This window comes from Sphingorhabdus sp. EL138, assembly GCF_900258045.1.
Taxonomy (GTDB): domain Bacteria; phylum Pseudomonadota; class Alphaproteobacteria; order Sphingomonadales; family Sphingomonadaceae; genus Parasphingorhabdus.
The window spans coordinates 606,409-622,145 of record NZ_OGVD01000003.1 but is presented as its reverse complement, the minus strand read 5'-3'; the positions used below and the strand labels follow the sequence as shown (position 1 = coordinate 622,145).

Genomic DNA, 15,737 nt, shown 5'->3' with positions numbered 1-15,737 from the left:
CTAGCTATTGATGAGCATATCTTTTCCCCTGGCTGCAGTGTTACCGCTGCTATTTTCAGCCCAAACTGCTGAGCCGGCGGCGCCTTTGCCGGAAACGGCAGCCGCCATACCGGAAATTGTCGAACCCGAAGCGATATTGGCTGATCGCCTGCCCGATCAGTTCATCAAGCCGGATGCCGAACAAATAGAGATTACCGAAGACCGCAGAGCGCGCATGACTGTTCCGGTCAGTATTGAAGGAAGCGGCCCTTTCAAGTTCATTATCGATACGGCAGCACAACGCACAATATTGTCCAAAGAAATTGCGGGCAGCCTGACCCTGGAACTGGAAGAGGAGGTCAATATCATTGCCTTGGCGGGCAACACGGTAGTGCAAACCGTCTATGTTCCTGAACTGACTCTGGGCAGTCGCAGCTACGGGGGCATTATCGCACCAACCTTTCGGTCAACCAATATTGGCGCCGATGGCGTATTGGGTCTCGACAGTCTGCAGGGACAGCGCATTTTATTTGATTTTATCTCCAGCGCCATTTCGGTCGAAGATACAGCCAAAAAGCGCAAGGCCCGCTCTCGCCGCGAAATCGTTGTCACCGCCAGACGCCGTTCCGGCCAGTTGATTTTTACCAATGCCGAAATTTCAGGTATCAAGGTCAGTGTAATCATCGATACTGGTGGAGAGCTTTCAATCGGAAACAAGGCGCTGCAACGCCGCTTGCGGATGAAGCGCTCGGCATTGCAACAGATTAGTCTGGTCGACGTGACCGGCCGTTCCATTGCGGCGGACTATGGTATTGCCAGCGAGCTGCACATCGGTCGTGCACGCTTTGGGGTGATTCCAATCGCCTTTGCCGATATCGCGCCTTTTGCCGCCCTGAACCTGCAAAAAAAGCCGGCCATGTTCCTGGGCATGGATGCGCTTCGGAAATTTGACCGGATGGCGATCGATTTCGCCAACCGCAAAATCTATTTTCTTTTGCCAGAAAGCGCTACGTGAGCGCGTTTTGGCAATATCCCGATTTGATGTTACTATATGACCCAAACCATGGCTGGAGAGTATAATGCCTGTTTTTTCGAATGGCCTGATTCCCGCAATTGCATCTTCGGTTCTAGCCTTTTCCTATCCTGTCCCAATGGGGCAATCGATAGAACCCGGGGCACTAACTAAACCGGAAGGGGAAATCGTTTCGATAGACGAGGATCGCGCGCGGCGGATGACTGTTCCTGTCAGTATTGAAGGCCGGGGACCATTTTCTTTCGTGATCGATACGGGTGCCGAACGAACGGTATTATCCCGTAAAATTGCCACCCGGCTTGCGCTTGATGCGGAAGAACCCGCAGAACTGCTCAGCATTGCTGGCAGTAGTACCGTAGATATGGTCTATGTTCCGGAATTGACTGTAGGCACCAAGAGTTACGATAGCCTAATTGCGCCTGTTCTACTGGCACGACATATTGGAGCAGACGGTATATTGGGCCTCGATAGTCTTCAGAATCAGCGTGTTCTGTTCGATTTTGTTGCCAATCAAATATCCATTGAAGATACAGACACCCCGAATTCGATGGCGTCAAATCGTGAAATTGTGGTGACCGCCAAACGGCGTTCTGGGCAATTGATTTTTACTGAAGCAACCATTTCGGGAATCAGGGTGAACGTGATTGTTGACTCAGGCGCACAAATTTCCATTGCAAACTCAGTCTTGCGAAAACGATTATCCAAGCGCGCGAAAGAACGCGGCGAAGACGACAGCCTGATCGCGGTTACGGGTCAGACACTGGGTGTCGAATTTGGCAGAGCACGCAACCTTCGCATAGGCCGCGCAGAATTTGCGAGCCTGCCGGTAGCCTTTGCCGATGCGCCGCCCTTTGAGAAGTTAGGAATGGCCAAAAAACCGGCGCTGCTTCTTGGTATGGATGTTTTACGCAGGTTTGATCAGGTCGCTATCGACTTTAAAAAGCGGAAAATCCATTTTCTTTTGCCAAAAAATACTCGCGTGAAACTATAGTTTCACTCTTCACCATCCTCTGCGCTGTTTTCTGTCTCAGCACTATCTTCCAGCGCCCTTTGCTCAGCTTGCAGCTCTTCAAGCGCGGCATCGGCCTCTTCTTCGGTCAGTGATTCGTTGATTTCGGGCTGTGGCGGCATTTCTGCCTCCACCGGCACCTCGTCATCCAGCACGGGAGCGTCCGCTTCCTCACTGCATGCGGATAACAGGCACAAAACGGGGGCGATAATGATCAGGGCGATTTTCATTGCGGCATCCTTTGGCTGGTTTGGCTTTACTGAACAGCAATAGGGAGGCAAAAGTTTATCCCGGAAATGCGGGCTCAGTATCGCCTGTTTGCCACTGCGGATATTTTTTCATCGTACTGGCAAACAAGTCGGAGCCCAAATGCGCTGCGAGCCATGATTGTATTGCTGGCAGCGGCTCAGCGTCAAACCAGTTGCGATCATTATTGGCAAATTGGCGGACGAACGGAAAAATCGCAAAATCCGCCAGCCGAGGCTCGTTTCCCAGCAACTGCCCCTTTAAGGCCAGTAGTCCCTCCAGCTTCTCCAGAAATGCGAGGCCAGCGGAACGATGCGCTATCGGGTCAACATCATCATAGCGCGTCGGATATTTATAGCGGTCGAGATTGTCTTTGAAGTCGCTGTCAGCTTCGGCGATCAAATCCGCGCCTGCCTCTCTATCATCCAGCCAGTCTGCCGGATCATTCCGCTCTAATGCCCAGTGCATGATTGCCAGGCTTTCATCAATGACCGTACCATCATCCTTTACCAGAACCGGGACTGTCGCCTTGGGCGAAGCGGCAATCATTTCCTCCGGCTTGTCGCGCAATACCACTTCTCGCAGGCGCACCTGTGTCTCACTGATCAGCAGCGCCATGCGCGCCCGCATGGCATAGGGACAACGCCGAAAACTATAGAGGATCGGCAAGCTATTTCCGGTCTCTGCGGGACTCATGTTGTTCCCAGATGCTGACGGCCTTCCCGCGCCGCCCTTTCCACCTGGCGCTGCCGTTCGCGATAGCGTTCGCGCTGCTCGTCCGTGCGGCTGTCATAGCAATGGGGACAAGCCTCTCCCGGAACATATTTTTGCGATGCGCGCTCTTCGGTGTTTAACGGCATCCGGCACGCATGGCATTGATCATAGTCGCTCTCTTTCAGCCCGTGACCAACCGCCACACGCTGATCGAACAGGAAACAATCACCATTCCAGCTGCTATTTTCTTCCGGCACATTTTCGAGATATTTAAGGATACCGCCCTTCAGATGATGGACATCATCAAAACCTTGGGCCTTCACATATGCCGTCGCTTTTTCGCAGCGTATGCCGCCGGTACAGAACATCGCAATTTTCGGCTGCTTTTCGGATTTTTCCTGCAACTGCCTGGAAAAATCATCAAACCAGCCCGGAAAATCGCGAAATGTCTCTGTATCCGGATTAATCGCACCCTCGAAACTGCCAATCGCCACTTCATAGGCGTTGCGTGTATCGATCACGACCGTGTCAGGATCGGCAATCATCGCATTCCAGTCCAGCGGATCGACATATTCACCCTTGGCCCGTGCGGCATCAATGCCATCGACACCCATGGTAACTATCTCTTTTTTCAGCCGCACTTTCATGCGCAGAAATGGCATGTCCTCAGCATCAGAATATTTGACTTCCAGCCCGGTAAATTGGGGCAGGTTTCGCAAGAAAGCGATCAGCGCATCTATGCCGTCTGCTTCACCCGCAATGGTCCCGTTAATCCCCTCTGGCGCAAGCAGGATTGTGCCTTTCAGCCCCCTGGCTTCGCAGGCCGCAAGAATTTCCGGCTTCAGGGCCGCAGGATTCTCAACCACTGTAAAATGATAGAGTGCGGCCACCTTGTATGAAAAATTTGATTCCGTCATGGCGCGCATATAGTCGGACCCGCCGTGAAATTCCAACCCTTCCCGCTTGCGCGCGCACTCTGATCGTCGCATAGCAGACAAATGGTTCCCCTTTCGTTCGCCAATCATCTGTTCCATGTGGCTGGCCCGGCGGCCTTGTACTGGCCGGTGCACAAGGCATTGCTGGTGGCCGACCTGCATCTTGAAAAAGCCAGCTTCTATGCACGCCAGGGACAGATGCTGCCGCCTTATGACAGCCGTGCAACGCTGGATGAGCTGGCTAGCCTGATCACCAAAACGGCTGCAGAGACGGTTTTTTGTCTTGGTGACAATTATCACGATGATGACGGCGAGGCACGCTTGGAGGGCGAAGCGGCACGCTTGCTGGAAACGCTAACCCGAAACACGCGCTGGGTGTGGATCAGCGGCAATCATGACCGCGATGTAAGCGGCCTATGGGGCGGCGAAGTTATGACCGAATGGATTGGCGATGGTCTCGCTCTGCGTCACGAAGCGACACGGGGCACTGACCTGCCTGAAATTTCCGGTCATTTTCATCCCAAATTGCGCGTGCCCGTGCGCGGACGGCATGTGTCCCGGCGCTGTTTTGTCAAAGGCGAAAAGCATTTGATCATGCCAGCTTTTGGTGCGTTGACCGGCGGACTGGCAGCCAACCATAGCGCGATTGAAGAAGCTGTTGCAGGATCGGCGGAGGCGGTCATCGCACTTAAAGAAAAGCTTGTGTGCTTCGATCTCGGATTCGCGTCTGCATCATCCCGGTCGCAGCAGGAAACTACTCCAAAAACCCAACTCACATTACCACTGGCCATAGCCAATAGCTGACTGCTAACAGCGCGGCGATGCCCCGATTCGAACCGTTTCACCAACAACTGGATGCCCTTGATAATGCAGGTCGCAAACGCGCACTGGTCACACCTGTGGGCAAGGATTTTTCGTCCAATGATTATCTGGGTTTAGCGCGCAGTTCTTATCTCAAAGAGACGGCCTGTGCCGCGCTCGACAACGGTATTTTGCATGGTTCCGGCGGGTCACGCCTATTGGGCGGCAATCATCCGCAACATGAAGCACTGGAGATATTTGCAGCAAAGCATTATGGTGCCGAAGCCGCTCTGTTCTTCAGCACCGGCTATGCCGCTAATCTCGCTCTATTCTCCACATTGCCGCAAACCGGCGATCTCGTTCTACATGATGAACTGGTCCATGCCAGCAGCCATGACGGTATGAAGCTGGGCCGTGCAGAAACACAGAGCTTTCGCCATAGCGATCTGACAGACCTGACCGGCAAGGCGGCCGCCTATCGGCGCGCCGGGGGCACCGGCACAATCTGGATAGCGGTGGAAAGCCTCTACAGCATGGACGGGGATCGGGCGCCACTGGCTGGACTTGCCGAAATTGCCGGAGCCAATGACGCCGTCCTTATCATTGATGAAGCTCATGCGGTCGGTGTTTTCGGCAAAGGCGGCGTTGGTTTATCTGGCGCCCTGGAAAATCAAGACAATGTTATCGTTTTGCGCACCTGCGGCAAGGCCTTGGGAGTCGAAGGTGGATTGATCACCATGCCGGTGGTGCTACGCAACTTTTTTATCAACCGCGCCCGGGCCTTTATCTTCTCAACCGCGCCCAGTCCGCTCACCGCGCATCTGGTGCACAAGGCGATAGAATATGTCGCCGAAAACCCGGCGTTGCAGACACAGCTGCGGGATCATATTGCGGTCGCTGAAAATCGGCTGGGTACGCTTTGCCGGTCCTCTCATGCAGGCAGCCAGATTTTCCCCGTCATCATTGGCGAAGACAACCTTGCTGTCCAGATAGCGGCCTCTTTGCAGCAAAAGGGCTTTGATGTTCGCGCCATCAGGCCGCCCACAGTACCGGCCGGAACCGCGCGTCTGCGCTTGTCCTTGACGTTAAACGTCTCTCGGGAGGATATCACGGCGCTGGCCGACGCTTTGACCGAAGCGCAAAAAATGGAGAATGCGGCTTGAGCCAGAAATTCGTTGTTACCGGTACCGATACCGACATCGGAAAAACCGTCTTTGCCGCCGCGCTAACCGCTGCGCTCGATGCCCATTACTGGAAACCGGTGCAGGCGGGTCTGGAAGATGAAACGGATAGCGAAGCCGTCGCACGATTGGGCGGCATTGCTCCCGGCAATATCCTGCCCGAGACGTTTCGCCTGAAAACGCCGGCTTCTCCGCATTTTGCAGCGGCAGAAGATGGCGTCATGATATCCGCTGATGATCTGCCAATCCCGCAAATCAATGGCCCCTTGGTGATTGAAGGGGCCGGTGGAGCCCTGGTGCCGATCAATCATAACCTGCTCTATGCTGATTTATTTGCGCAGTGGAAATGCCTCGCCATTATCGTCGCATCAACAAAGCTGGGTACGATCAATCATAGCCTGATGACCATCGAAGCACTGCGAAACCGCCATGTACCCATATTGGGCATCGCTTTTGTCGGCGATGAAATTGCCGACAGTCAGGATACCATATGTCGCATCGGTAAAATGAAGCAGCTGGGCCGCCTGCCGATTATCGATAATCTGTCAGCCCGAACCCTCTCGGCAGCGTTTCATGAGCATTTCAATGTGTCGGACTTCAGCTGATGACCTCAAAAATCTGGCATCCGTTTACCCAGCATGGCCTTGGGCAAGACATTCCCGAAGTTGTAAGGGCAGAAGGCGCCACGCTTTACACAAATGACGGCCGCGAGATTGTTGATGCGATTTCGAGCTGGTGGGTGCAGACCCATGGTCATTGCCACCCCAAAATTGTCAGCGCGATACAGCAGCAGAGCGCGCAGCTGGACCAGATTATTTTCGCGGGCTGGACGCATGAGCCTGCCGAAGAACTGGCGAAGAATCTGTCTGATTTTCTGCCCGACACACTCAACCATATCTTCTTTTCCGACAGCGGATCGACAGCCGTTGAGGTTGCCCTGAAAATGGCGCTCGGCTTCTGGCATAATCAGGGCCAACAGCGTCATCGCATCTTGGTCATGGATCATAGCTATCACGGCGACACGATCGGCGCGATGTCGATTGGTGCGCGCGGTGTGTTTAATGATGCCTATGCGTCGCTTTTGTTTGATGTAGGTTCCATTCCTTTTCCCGAATCAGGCGCGGAGCAGATCACATTTGATGCGCTGGCGGTTTTTTGCGCGGACCAAGACGACCCGCCGGCGGCACTGATCGTGGAGCCGCTGATCCTCGGCGCGGGTGGCATGAAAGTCTATACGCCGGAAACGCTGCGCGAGATGCAACGTATCTGCCGTGAGCATGATGTTCTGTTTATCGCGGATGAAGTCATGACAGGTTGGGGGCGTACCGGAACTGTTTTTGCTTGCGAGCAAGCTGGTATCACGCCTGATATCCTGTGCATGGCGAAAGGCCTGACCGGGGGTGTGATCCCGCTTGCGATTACGGCTGCGAGCGCGCCGGTATATGACGCGCATTTTTCCAAAGACCGCGCCAAAACATTTTTTCATTCCAGCAGCTTCACCGCCAACCCGATCGCATGTGCCGCCGCCAATGCCAATTTACAGATCTGGCGGGACGAACCGGTGCAACAGCGGATTGAACATATCATCCGTCGCCATCAGGCCTTTGCCGGGCAAATTGCCGAACATCAGAACGTATCCGGCATACGCCAATGCGGCACGATACTGGCTTTTGAAATCAACGATGCCAGCGGCAATTACATGTCCGCCATCGGCCCGGATCTGCTTAAGTTTTTCGCCGAGCGAAACATTCTGCTGCGCCCGCTTGGCAACACGGTATATATAATGCCGCCTTATTGTATTTCCGATGCGGAGCTCACGGCGGTTTACCGCGCTATCGAAGACACAATCGTTCATTTTGCATAACAGTCAAAAAAACGGCATAGATTACAAATGATTATTGTTGATTCGCTGATGGTGAAAATTGCGTTGATCGGCCTTTTGGGCATTGGCGCACAATGGGTCGCCTGGCGCACCGGCCGACCAGCCATTGCCCTGATGCTGATCGTCGGCATTATTGCTGGCCCCATATTGGGTATTATCGACCCTGAACGGGACTTTGGCGCGCTACAGGAACCGATTATCAAGCTGGCCGTTGCGGTGATCCTGTTTGAAGGCGGCTTGAGCCTCAACTTCCGCGAACTTCGCCAGGCAGGCGGCGCGGTGTTCATGATGATTTTCATTGCCGGTCCGATTGCCTGGATACTCGGCACAGGAGCAGCCCATTATGGGGCCGGATTATCCTGGGAGATTTCTGCACTGCTCGGCGGAATAATGATCGTTACCGGCCCGACTGTGATCGGCCCGATGCTGCGGACCTTGCGCGTACCGTCGCGGGTGCGCAACGTGCTGAAGTGGGAGGGTATCGTCAACGACCCGATCGGCGCCCTGCTCGCGGTCGGGATTTACGCCTATATTACCTATGAAGGCCCCAATGCGAATATTGCGTCGATCAGCATGGACGTGCTGGCGGCGAGTTTCCTGGCGGGCCTGATCGGCGCGGCTTTGGGCTATGCGATTACCTGGCTATTCCCGCGCGGCCATGTGCCGGAATATCTGAAGGCGCCCTTTTTGCTTATCACCGTGATTGGCGGTTTTGTGCTCGCTGATTTGATCATGCATGAAACCGGCCTGATCACTGTCACGGTCATGGGTGTGGTTATGGCCAACAGACAGATTTATTCCAGCCAGGCGCTGCACCGGTTTAAGGAAGATCTGGCGGTTTTGCTGATTTCGGGGGTTTTTATCATCCTGTCAGCCACCCTCGACTGGGAGACCGTCCAACAGTTCCAGCCACAATTTATCGTTTTCCTTATCCTGCTGTTGTTCGTCGTCCGCCCCTTGTCTGTGCTGATCGCACTTCTCTTCAGTTCGCTACCCTGGCGAGAGCGGCTGTTCATCGCATGGATCGCGCCGCGCGGTATTGTTGCGGTTGCCATTACCGGTCTGTTTGCCATCCGTCTGGTCGACTATGGCCTGCCCGGGGCAGAGGCCTTGGTTCCGCTCAGTTTTGCAGTGGTTATCGCCACCATCTTTGCTCATGGTTTTTCCGCTGGCTGGGTCGCTGACCGTCTTGGCATTAACGAAGGCAAGGGCGAAGGTGTCTTGATTGTCGGTGCCACCAGATGGTCCGTCGCCTTGGGTAAAATCTTGAAATCCCTGGATATCGACGTTCTGATCGCAGACACTAGCCAGTTTGCCCTGCGCCGGGCCAGACATGAGGACCTGAAGACCCATCAGGGTGACATACTTGATGAGGCCCATAACGACCATGTCGAATTGGGGGAGTTCCAGCATATGATCGTTGCCACCGATAATGACAGCCAGAACCAGCTGATCACTGCCGACCTCGGCCCCGAAATGGGCTTTGACCAGATTAGCCGCTTGTCCAATGATAGCCGCGCCAAAGCCAATAGCAAAGTTGGTCATGGGCGGATTTTATTTGAATCAGGTGCGGACTTTAACAGTCTGCTCGACCGTGAGCGTGATGGCTGGCGGTTCAGTAAAACAAATATTACCGAGGTCTTCTCGGCCGAAGAATATCGCAAGAATCTTGAATCGGGCGAAGAGCCCCTTGCCGTGCTGAAGGAAGATCGCCGCTTGCTATTCTTCGCCACCGAAGCCCGGCCAGTTATCGAAGAGGGCGATATTGTGATCAGCTTTGTCGCGCCAGACACCCCGGAAGAACGCAAAGCCGGTCGCGCAGCCAAAGGGGCCGAGAAAAACGGAGCCTCAAAAGGCGAGAACTAGGTTCGCGCGCCGAAAAGTGCGGTGCCGACACGCACATGGGTCGCACCAAGCTTGATCGCGCTTTCAAAATCGCCGGACATACCCATGCTAAGGCCAGAAAGGTCATTTTCTTTGGCCAGTTTGGCGAGCAGTGCAAAATAGGGCGCAGGGTGCACCCCGGATGGCGGCACGCACATCAGGCCAGGGACTTCTATACCGGCCGAGCGCGCTGACTGCAGCAAATCCGGCAAATCGCTGATCTCGCAGCCACCCTTTTGCGGTTCCTCACCGATATTCACCTGAACGAAACAGGGGATGCGGCGATCCAGCTTGTCCATCGCCTTCGCCAGCGCCTTGACCAATGACGGCCGGTCAAGCGAATGGATCGCATCAAAAAGCTCGACCGCGTCTTCCGCCTTGTTGGATTGCAACTGTCCCACCAGATGCACTTTGACGTCGCCAAACGCATCACGCAGTGCTGGCCATTTCCCGGCCGCTTCCTGCACCCGATTCTCGCCGAAAAGCCTGTGTCCCGCTTCCATTAGCGGCCGTATCTCATCAGCGGAGCGGGTTTTGGAAATGGCAATCAAGCGTACATCTTCAACCTTGCGCTGGGCGATTTTCGCCGCCTTGCTCATTTGCTCTCGCACCATAGCCAAATTCTCTGTGGCAAGCTTTTCGTCAGAATCCGTCATTGTATAATGTTCCGCTTTTATCACATTCCCGATTGGCTATTCGCTGCCTATATGGCAGGCAAGATGCATGCACCAGTCCTGGTTTTCCGATCTTTATCCGCAAATCTGGCTGATGACAGATGCACGCAATGACGAAAGTCTGGAAAAGTCCATAAAGGCCTTGCCGCGGGGCAGCGGGATTATCTTCCGTCACCATCATTTGGACAACGATCAGCGGCAGGAAAGATTCCAGGCAATCAGGGCTTGCGCGAGGCGCCATGACCATATTCTCTTGCTCGCCGGATCGCCATCGCTGGCGCGCAAATGGGGCGCAGATGGTGTACACGGGCGGCAGTGGAAACGGCATCAGACCAACGGCCTGCTGCACAGCGCACCGGTTCATAATCCCGGCGAAATAGCTATTGCGCAGCATCATGGAGCAGACCTCATGTTTCTATCGCCCGCTTTTGCAACGCGGTCGCACCCCGGACAAAAACCGATAAACCGTTTGCAATTGCAGCGGCTAATCAACCTCAGCAGAAAGCCGGTGATCTTGCTTGGCGGGATGAATGCGGTGCGGTTTCAACAGCTTGAAACATTGGGCGCCCATGGCTGGGCCGCCATTGATGGTTTAACCAGATTGTAGAAATATCAGAAGCGGAACTGCGTTCCGACATAGACAGCTTGGCTATCCTGACGAGAATCGGTCAGCGGAGCCATGCGGTCCCGCTCGTTCTTCAAACGAACGCCAGCAGTAACATCAAGATTGCGCGTCACTGAATAGCTTCCACCCAGATCAAGCGAATAATCTTTTTCACTCGCAGTCAAAGCACCTGGAGCTGCACCAAGGGGCGTTTTTGCATCAATAGACAGACGCGGATTGAACCGGCTTTTCTTGCCTTTTTCTTTATCGCCTGAATCGATACCCGCACCAATTTCTGAAAGATCCGGCAGATTATCAGCCAGCTTCTTGACCGGAATAGCAAAGCTCTTCAGTCCTTTGGCCGTACCAAGGCTGAATGATGTCGGTGTAATCTTGGCTGGTGTCAGCACGCCTGCACCCGGTGCTGCGGACGCAACATTCTGCCGAATGGAAATGGCATTACTCGAAGCGTCTTGCCGCACCACAACAGTTACCGCACGATCACCGCTTGTCGTTCCGCCAGCAGGCGTGAACTTAAACTGGGTTTTGCTACCAAGCACATTGCGTTTGAAGCTCGCAGCCAGTTCAGGATCTGCACCGGCAGTTGTGAAAGAACCGATGGAACTCAGCGAACGCAGCGAAACTGCATTGCCTTGATCGGACAATACGCGGGCCAAAGCAGGAGTCATGGCAAGACCGGAAGCAGCGAGTCCCGCTGCTAACCAACCCAAAAGATTGCCATTTTTCCTCATGACGACGGTATTTCCCCTTGTTCGAGTCCTTCTATATCAAATTTTTCGCCGAGAGACGAGTCAACTTGCTGATTTTGTCGGATTTTCTTGATCTGAACATTTTCTGTTGCAGTTGGGTTACGGTTTTTCATTTCTTAAGCATATTATTTAATTACCTTAAGCTGAACAAAGGATGATCGATTCGCGCGGCTCGTCTCGGGCCACACCCGGCGCACTGCAAAATATTCGGCATCCGCCCCATTCAACTGCCATTCACGCGGGACTTCGCAAGAGCGAAATGTTGCGCTTTGGCTTGCCCCCTGCGGCAAAGCAATTATAGAGAGCGTTGAAATCAGATTTACAGGCAGATGGTGCAATCCAAAAATGCCGCCAGACTGCCAATGAGGAGCTTGTTCATGTCCCGCCTTTCTTTGTCCACCCCGAAAATGCGTCCTTTGGTAATGGGTCTTTCGGCCGTGGCTCTCGTATCGGGCCTTTCCGCCTGTGCCAGCAACGATCGACCAACAGCTGATCTTGCCGCATCACAGATCACCACCATCGGTGTGAACAGCTATTTGTGGCGTGCGACACTTGACAGCCTTTCCTTCATGCCGCTGACCCAGACCGACAGCAATGGCGGCGTCATCCTCACTGACTGGTATGTGAACCCGCAAAACCCGTCGGAGCGGATGAAGTTGAACATCTCCATCCTCGATCAGGATTTGCGCGCCGATGCGCTGCGTGTCGGGGCGTCCCGGCAGGTTCGCAATGGCGGCACCTGGGTAGATGCGCCGGTAAAAGCTGCGACGACGCAGAAGCTGGAACAGATCATCCTCACCAAAGCGCGCGACTTGCGGCGTGGGGCCCTTACCAATTGAGCGGGACGACCAACTAATCCAACGACGGGCCTGCTGAAACGGGCCACATTCTTATAGGACCAGCATGACCGATCAGCGTTTTAACCCTTTATCGGCGGACAAACGCTGGCAAGCCCGCTGGGCCGAATCCGGTGTTTTTGAGGCGGATAACAACTCGCCAAAACCGCGCAGCTTTGTGCTGGAAATGTTTCCCTATCCTTCTGGCCGCATTCACATGGGTCATGTCCGCAACTACACGATGGGTGATGTGCTCGCCCGTTTCCGGCGGATGCAGGGTTTCGAGGTACTTCATCCGATGGGTTGGGATGCCTTTGGCATGCCGGCCGAAAACGCAGCCATGGAAAAGAAAGTCCATCCCGGCGAATGGACCCGCGCCAATATCGTAGCGATGCGTAACCAGATAAAACGGTTGGGCTTTGCTCTCGACTGGAGCCGTGAACTGGCGACCTGCGAACCTGATTATTACGGTCACGAGCAGGCGCTGTTTATCGACATGTTCGAAGGCGGTCTGGTTTACCGTAAAGAGTCTGCCGTTAACTGGGATCCGGTCGATATGACCGTACTCGCCAATGAGCAGGTGATCGACGGGAAAGGCTGGCGCTCCGGTGCGCCGGTGGAGAAGCGCAAGCTCAGCCAGTGGTTTTTGAAAATCACCGACTTTGCGGAGGAATTGCTGGCCGGTCTCGATGACCTGAAAGGATGGCCTGAAAAAGTTCGCACGATGCAGGAAAACTGGATCGGCAAATCGCAAGGCCTGCAATTTCATTTCACGCTGGCCGAAAAACAGCAGAATATTGAAACCATTGAGGTTTTCTCGACCCGCCCGGATACGATTTTCGGTGCCAGCTTTATTGCTTTGTCCGCCGACCATCCACTGGCTCAGCAACTGGCGCAAGATAATGATATGCTCGCTGCCTTTTGTGAGGACTGCAAAAAAACCGGGACGACTGCCGCCGAACTCGAAACGATGGAGAAAAAGGGCTTTGATACCGGCCTGAAAGCAACCCATCCGCTTGACCCGTCATGGGAATTACCCGTTTTCGTCGCGAATTTCGTGCTGATGGACTATGGTACCGGCGCTGTTTTCGGCGTGCCCGCCCATGACCAGCGCGACCTTGATTTTGCCCGCAAATATGCATTGCCGGTAACACGTGTGGTCGCTGCCGAAGGCGACGAAGATGCGCCCATCCACGATGAATCCTATACGGGCCCCGGCAAGCTGGTGAACAGCCGCATGCTCGACGGCATGGATGTTGAGACCGCGCAGCAAACCATCATCGACAAAGCCGAGTCCGAAGGCTGGGGCAAAGCCCAGACAACATGGCGGCTACGCGACTGGGGCGTTTCGCGGCAGCGTTACTGGGGTACACCAATTCCGATCATCCACTGTGATGATTGCGGTGCGGTTCCTGTTCCGAAGGATCAGTTGCCAGTCACATTACCCGATGATGTCAGCTTTGATATTCCCGGCAATCCGCTGGAACGCCACGAAACATGGAAACATGTCGACTGCCCGAAATGCGGCAAGGCGGCGCGGCGCGAAACCGATACGCTCGATACGTTCACCAATTCGAGCTGGTATTTCCTGCGCTTTGCCAGCCAGCCGGACGATCAGCCATTTGATGCCGATGCGGTCAGGCAATGGATGCCGGTGTCGCAATATATTGGTGGCATTGAACATGCGATCCTGCACTTGCTTTACGCGCGTTTCTGGACGCGCGCACTGGCATCGATTGGCAAGCTCGATTTTGCCGAACCTTTTGAAAGCCTGTTCACCCAGGGCATGGTGACGCACGAGACTTATTTCGAAACGTTACAAAACCAGGATACCGGGGCCGATCAGATCGTCTATTACAGCCCTGATGAAATCGAACATCGTGAAGGCGGCGTATTCAAGTCATCCGGCGGTGCCCCGATCCAGATTGGCCGGATCGAAAAAATGTCGAAGTCGAAGAAAAACGTCGTCGATCCTGATCCAATTATCGACCAATATGGTGCAGATGCCGTACGTTTCTTCATGCTGTCCGACAGTCCGCCGGAACGTGACCTGCCATGGTCCGAGGCCGGGATCGAGGGCAGCTGGCGCTTTGTCCAGCGGCTTTGGCGCCTGTTTGTGTCGATTGCGGATCAGCCTGCGCCAACTGGCGAAGACAAGAAGCTAAAACGCAAGTTGCATCAGACCATAGCCGGTGTTGCCGAAGATATTGAAGCCCTGTCGTTTAACAAGGCAGTCGCAAAAGTGTTTGAGCTGGTCAACATGATCGAGAAAGCCGCGCCATCGGCAGATCGTCATGACGCCATAAAATCACTGGCCCGGATTGTTGCGCCCATGGTTCCCCATATCGCCGAAGAAGCCTGGGCGCTGCTCGGTGAAAGTGAGATTATCGCCAATGCTCCCTGGCCGGAAGTGGACGAAAGCCTGCTGGTCGAGGATGAAGTGATCATAGCTGTTCAGGTGCGCGGAAAGCTGCGCGATACGCTGACCGCCGCCAAGGGCAGTGATAAATCGGTGCTGGAGGAGCTTGCACTCGCCTCGGAGAAGGTGCAGCGTACAATTAATGGAGCGGACATAAAGAAGGTAATCGTGGTGCCCGACCGACTGGTGAATATCGTTATATGAAGCAGCTGCGCATAATCTCTCTGCTCGCCGGAGCCAGCGCCCTGCTCGCTTCCTGCGGTCTGCAACCCCTATATTCCGGTGGTTCCAATAGTGTCGTCGCCTCTCAGCTGGGTGCCGTCCAGGTTGAACCGATCCAGGGCAAGGCGGGATGGCTGATGCGCAATGCGCTGAATGATCAGCTATCCACCTTGGAAGGCAGCGACCTTAAATATCGTCTGATCGTCGAACTGGACGATAAAATTGCCGGCTTTGGTGTACGCAGCAATGATCGCATCACCCGGGAACGCCGGACCCTGCGCGCGCGCTATCAGCTGGTCCGCCTGTCCGACAGCAAGGTGGTGCTGGATGCAACCGCCGGCTCCGATGCCGGTATTGACGTGGTGTCTTCGGAATTTGCCACCGTGGCGGCTGAAGAAACAGCGCTGGAGAACCTGTCCACAAGGGTTGCCGATCAAATTGTTAAACGATTGTCTCTCTTTGCGCGCGAACAGGCCAGCACCGATGAAAATTGACAACGGCAATTAATGGTAGCGGACGACAAATGACAACGGCAGGGGAATGAAGCC

16 protein-coding genes are annotated in these 15,737 nt (G+C 54.5%); 11 read left to right on the top strand and 5 right to left on the bottom strand.

Features of this window, described 5'->3' with window-relative positions; all coding sequences use genetic code 11:
- Window positions 1-10 precede the first annotated feature (10 nt).
- Together DK507_RS09155 and DK507_RS09150 are read left to right on the top strand one after the other, a co-directional pair.
- Window positions 11-994, top strand: a complete 984-nt coding sequence (locus DK507_RS09155) for an aspartyl protease family protein (RefSeq protein ID WP_109356050.1) — start codon at window positions 11-13, stop codon at window positions 992-994.
- Between the two features lie 64 nt (window positions 995-1,058).
- Window positions 1,059-2,003: a retroviral-like aspartic protease family protein gene (locus DK507_RS09150; RefSeq protein WP_109356049.1), complete on the top strand. Its 945-nt coding sequence runs from the start codon at window positions 1,059-1,061 to the stop codon at window positions 2,001-2,003.
- Between the two features lie 2 nt (window positions 2,004-2,005).
- Here DK507_RS09150 and DK507_RS09145 read toward each other — a convergent pair whose 3' ends face one another.
- Genes DK507_RS09145 through DK507_RS09135 form a run of 3 tightly spaced genes read right to left on the bottom strand, consistent with a single transcriptional unit; the run spans window position 2,006 to window position 3,970 of the window.
- A complete protein-coding gene (locus tag DK507_RS09145; protein WP_109356048.1) occupies window positions 2,006-2,251 on the bottom strand; it encodes a hypothetical protein in 246 nt (81 codons plus the stop codon).
- A 55-nt stretch (window positions 2,252-2,306) separates the two neighbouring features.
- Entirely contained in the window at window positions 2,307-2,963 is a 657-nt protein-coding gene (locus tag DK507_RS09140; RefSeq protein ID WP_109356047.1) for a glutathione S-transferase, read from the bottom strand.
- A complete protein-coding gene (locus DK507_RS09135; protein ID WP_367889558.1) occupies window positions 2,960-3,970 on the bottom strand; it encodes a rhodanese-related sulfurtransferase in 1,011 nt (336 codons plus the stop codon). Before DK507_RS09135 ends, DK507_RS09140 begins: the two co-directional genes overlap by 4 nt.
- Before the next feature lie 9 nt (window positions 3,971-3,979).
- Here DK507_RS09135 and pdeM point away from each other — a divergent pair, with 9 nt between their 5' ends.
- Genes pdeM through DK507_RS09110 form a run of 5 tightly spaced genes read left to right on the top strand, consistent with a single transcriptional unit; the run spans window position 3,980 to window position 9,646 of the window.
- Window positions 3,980-4,720 (top strand): ligase-associated DNA damage response endonuclease PdeM, encoded by a 741-nt coding sequence (pdeM, locus tag DK507_RS09130; RefSeq protein WP_109356046.1) that lies wholly within the window; start codon window positions 3,980-3,982, stop codon window positions 4,718-4,720.
- Between the two features lie 17 nt (window positions 4,721-4,737).
- Complete coding sequence (locus DK507_RS09125) at window positions 4,738-5,880, top strand: 8-amino-7-oxononanoate synthase (protein WP_109356045.1); 1,143 nt, start codon at window positions 4,738-4,740, stop codon at window positions 5,878-5,880.
- Window positions 5,877-6,503 (top strand): dethiobiotin synthase, encoded by a 627-nt coding sequence (gene bioD / locus DK507_RS09120; protein ID WP_109356044.1) that lies wholly within the window; start codon window positions 5,877-5,879, stop codon window positions 6,501-6,503. The genes DK507_RS09125 and bioD overlap by 4 nt, the downstream gene beginning before the upstream one ends.
- Entirely contained in the window at window positions 6,503-7,762 is a 1,260-nt protein-coding gene (locus DK507_RS09115; protein ID WP_109356043.1) for an adenosylmethionine--8-amino-7-oxononanoate transaminase, read from the top strand. Before bioD ends, DK507_RS09115 begins: the two co-directional genes overlap by 1 nt.
- Window positions 7,763-7,789: 27 nt before the next feature.
- A complete protein-coding gene (locus tag DK507_RS09110) occupies window positions 7,790-9,646 on the top strand; it encodes a sodium:proton antiporter (RefSeq protein ID WP_174209032.1) in 1,857 nt (618 codons plus the stop codon).
- Here the strand turns inward: DK507_RS09110 and DK507_RS09105 are convergent.
- Window positions 9,643-10,320, bottom strand: coding sequence for a YggS family pyridoxal phosphate-dependent enzyme (locus DK507_RS09105; protein WP_109356042.1), 678 nt, complete (start codon window positions 10,318-10,320; stop codon window positions 9,643-9,645). The genes DK507_RS09110 and DK507_RS09105 overlap by 4 nt on opposite strands.
- A 67-nt stretch (window positions 10,321-10,387) precedes the next feature.
- On the opposite strand from DK507_RS09105, the gene DK507_RS09100 reads away from it, so the two are divergent.
- Window positions 10,388-10,945 carry a thiamine phosphate synthase gene (locus DK507_RS09100; RefSeq protein WP_109356041.1) on the top strand — a complete coding sequence of 186 codons (558 nt, stop codon included), beginning with the start codon at window positions 10,388-10,390 and terminating at the stop codon, window positions 10,943-10,945.
- 5 nt (window positions 10,946-10,950) lie between these two features.
- Here DK507_RS09100 and DK507_RS09095 read toward each other — a convergent pair whose 3' ends face one another.
- The gene (locus DK507_RS09095; protein ID WP_109356040.1) at window positions 10,951-11,694 is read right to left on the bottom strand and encodes a hypothetical protein; all 744 of its coding nucleotides are present in this window, start codon (window positions 11,692-11,694) and stop codon (window positions 10,951-10,953) included.
- Window positions 11,695-12,134: 440 nt separating this feature from the next.
- Here DK507_RS09095 and DK507_RS09090 point away from each other — a divergent pair, with 440 nt between their 5' ends.
- From DK507_RS09090 to lptE, 3 genes are all read left to right on the top strand, one after another.
- A complete protein-coding gene (locus DK507_RS09090; protein ID WP_254054331.1) occupies window positions 12,135-12,551 on the top strand; it encodes a DUF3576 domain-containing protein in 417 nt (138 codons plus the stop codon).
- 64 nt (window positions 12,552-12,615) lie between these two features.
- Window positions 12,616-15,171 carry a leucine--tRNA ligase gene (leuS, locus tag DK507_RS09085; RefSeq protein ID WP_109356038.1) on the top strand — a complete coding sequence of 852 codons (2,556 nt, stop codon included), beginning with the start codon at window positions 12,616-12,618 and terminating at the stop codon, window positions 15,169-15,171.
- Entirely contained in the window at window positions 15,168-15,683 is a 516-nt protein-coding gene (gene lptE / locus DK507_RS09080) for an LPS assembly lipoprotein LptE (protein WP_109356037.1), read from the top strand. The genes leuS and lptE overlap by 4 nt, the downstream gene beginning before the upstream one ends.
- The last annotated feature ends 54 nt before the right edge of the window (window positions 15,684-15,737 follow it).

Excerpts from the sequence above, each read along its gene's own strand:
- pdeM (WP_109356046.1), top strand. The coding sequence starts at position 3,980 with ATGGTTCCCCTTTCGTTCGCCAATCATCTGTTCCATGTGGCTGGCCCG.
- DK507_RS09105 (WP_109356042.1), bottom strand. The coding sequence starts at position 10,320 with ATGACGGATTCTGACGAAAAGCTTGCCACAGAGAATTTGGCTATGGTG.
- DK507_RS09135 (WP_367889558.1), bottom strand. The coding sequence starts at position 3,970 with ATGCGACGATCAGAGTGCGCGCGCAAGCGGGAAGGGTTGGAATTTCAC.
- DK507_RS09155 (WP_109356050.1), top strand. The coding sequence starts at position 11 with ATGAGCATATCTTTTCCCCTGGCTGCAGTGTTACCGCTGCTATTTTCA.
- DK507_RS09110 (WP_174209032.1), top strand. The coding sequence starts at position 7,790 with ATGATTATTGTTGATTCGCTGATGGTGAAAATTGCGTTGATCGGCCTT.
- DK507_RS09115 (WP_109356043.1), top strand. The coding sequence starts at position 6,503 with ATGACCTCAAAAATCTGGCATCCGTTTACCCAGCATGGCCTTGGGCAA.
- DK507_RS09100 (WP_109356041.1), top strand. The coding sequence starts at position 10,388 with ATGCACCAGTCCTGGTTTTCCGATCTTTATCCGCAAATCTGGCTGATG.
- leuS (WP_109356038.1), top strand. The coding sequence starts at position 12,616 with ATGACCGATCAGCGTTTTAACCCTTTATCGGCGGACAAACGCTGGCAA.
- DK507_RS09145 (WP_109356048.1), bottom strand. The coding sequence starts at position 2,251 with ATGAAAATCGCCCTGATCATTATCGCCCCCGTTTTGTGCCTGTTATCC.
- DK507_RS09090 (WP_254054331.1), top strand. The coding sequence starts at position 12,135 with ATGGGTCTTTCGGCCGTGGCTCTCGTATCGGGCCTTTCCGCCTGTGCC.
- DK507_RS09140 (WP_109356047.1), bottom strand. The coding sequence starts at position 2,963 with ATGAGTCCCGCAGAGACCGGAAATAGCTTGCCGATCCTCTATAGTTTT.
- lptE (WP_109356037.1), top strand. The coding sequence starts at position 15,168 with ATGAAGCAGCTGCGCATAATCTCTCTGCTCGCCGGAGCCAGCGCCCTG.
- DK507_RS09125 (WP_109356045.1), top strand. The coding sequence starts at position 4,738 with ATGCCCCGATTCGAACCGTTTCACCAACAACTGGATGCCCTTGATAAT.
- DK507_RS09095 (WP_109356040.1), bottom strand. The coding sequence starts at position 11,694 with ATGAGGAAAAATGGCAATCTTTTGGGTTGGTTAGCAGCGGGACTCGCT.
- DK507_RS09150 (WP_109356049.1), top strand. The coding sequence starts at position 1,059 with ATGCCTGTTTTTTCGAATGGCCTGATTCCCGCAATTGCATCTTCGGTT.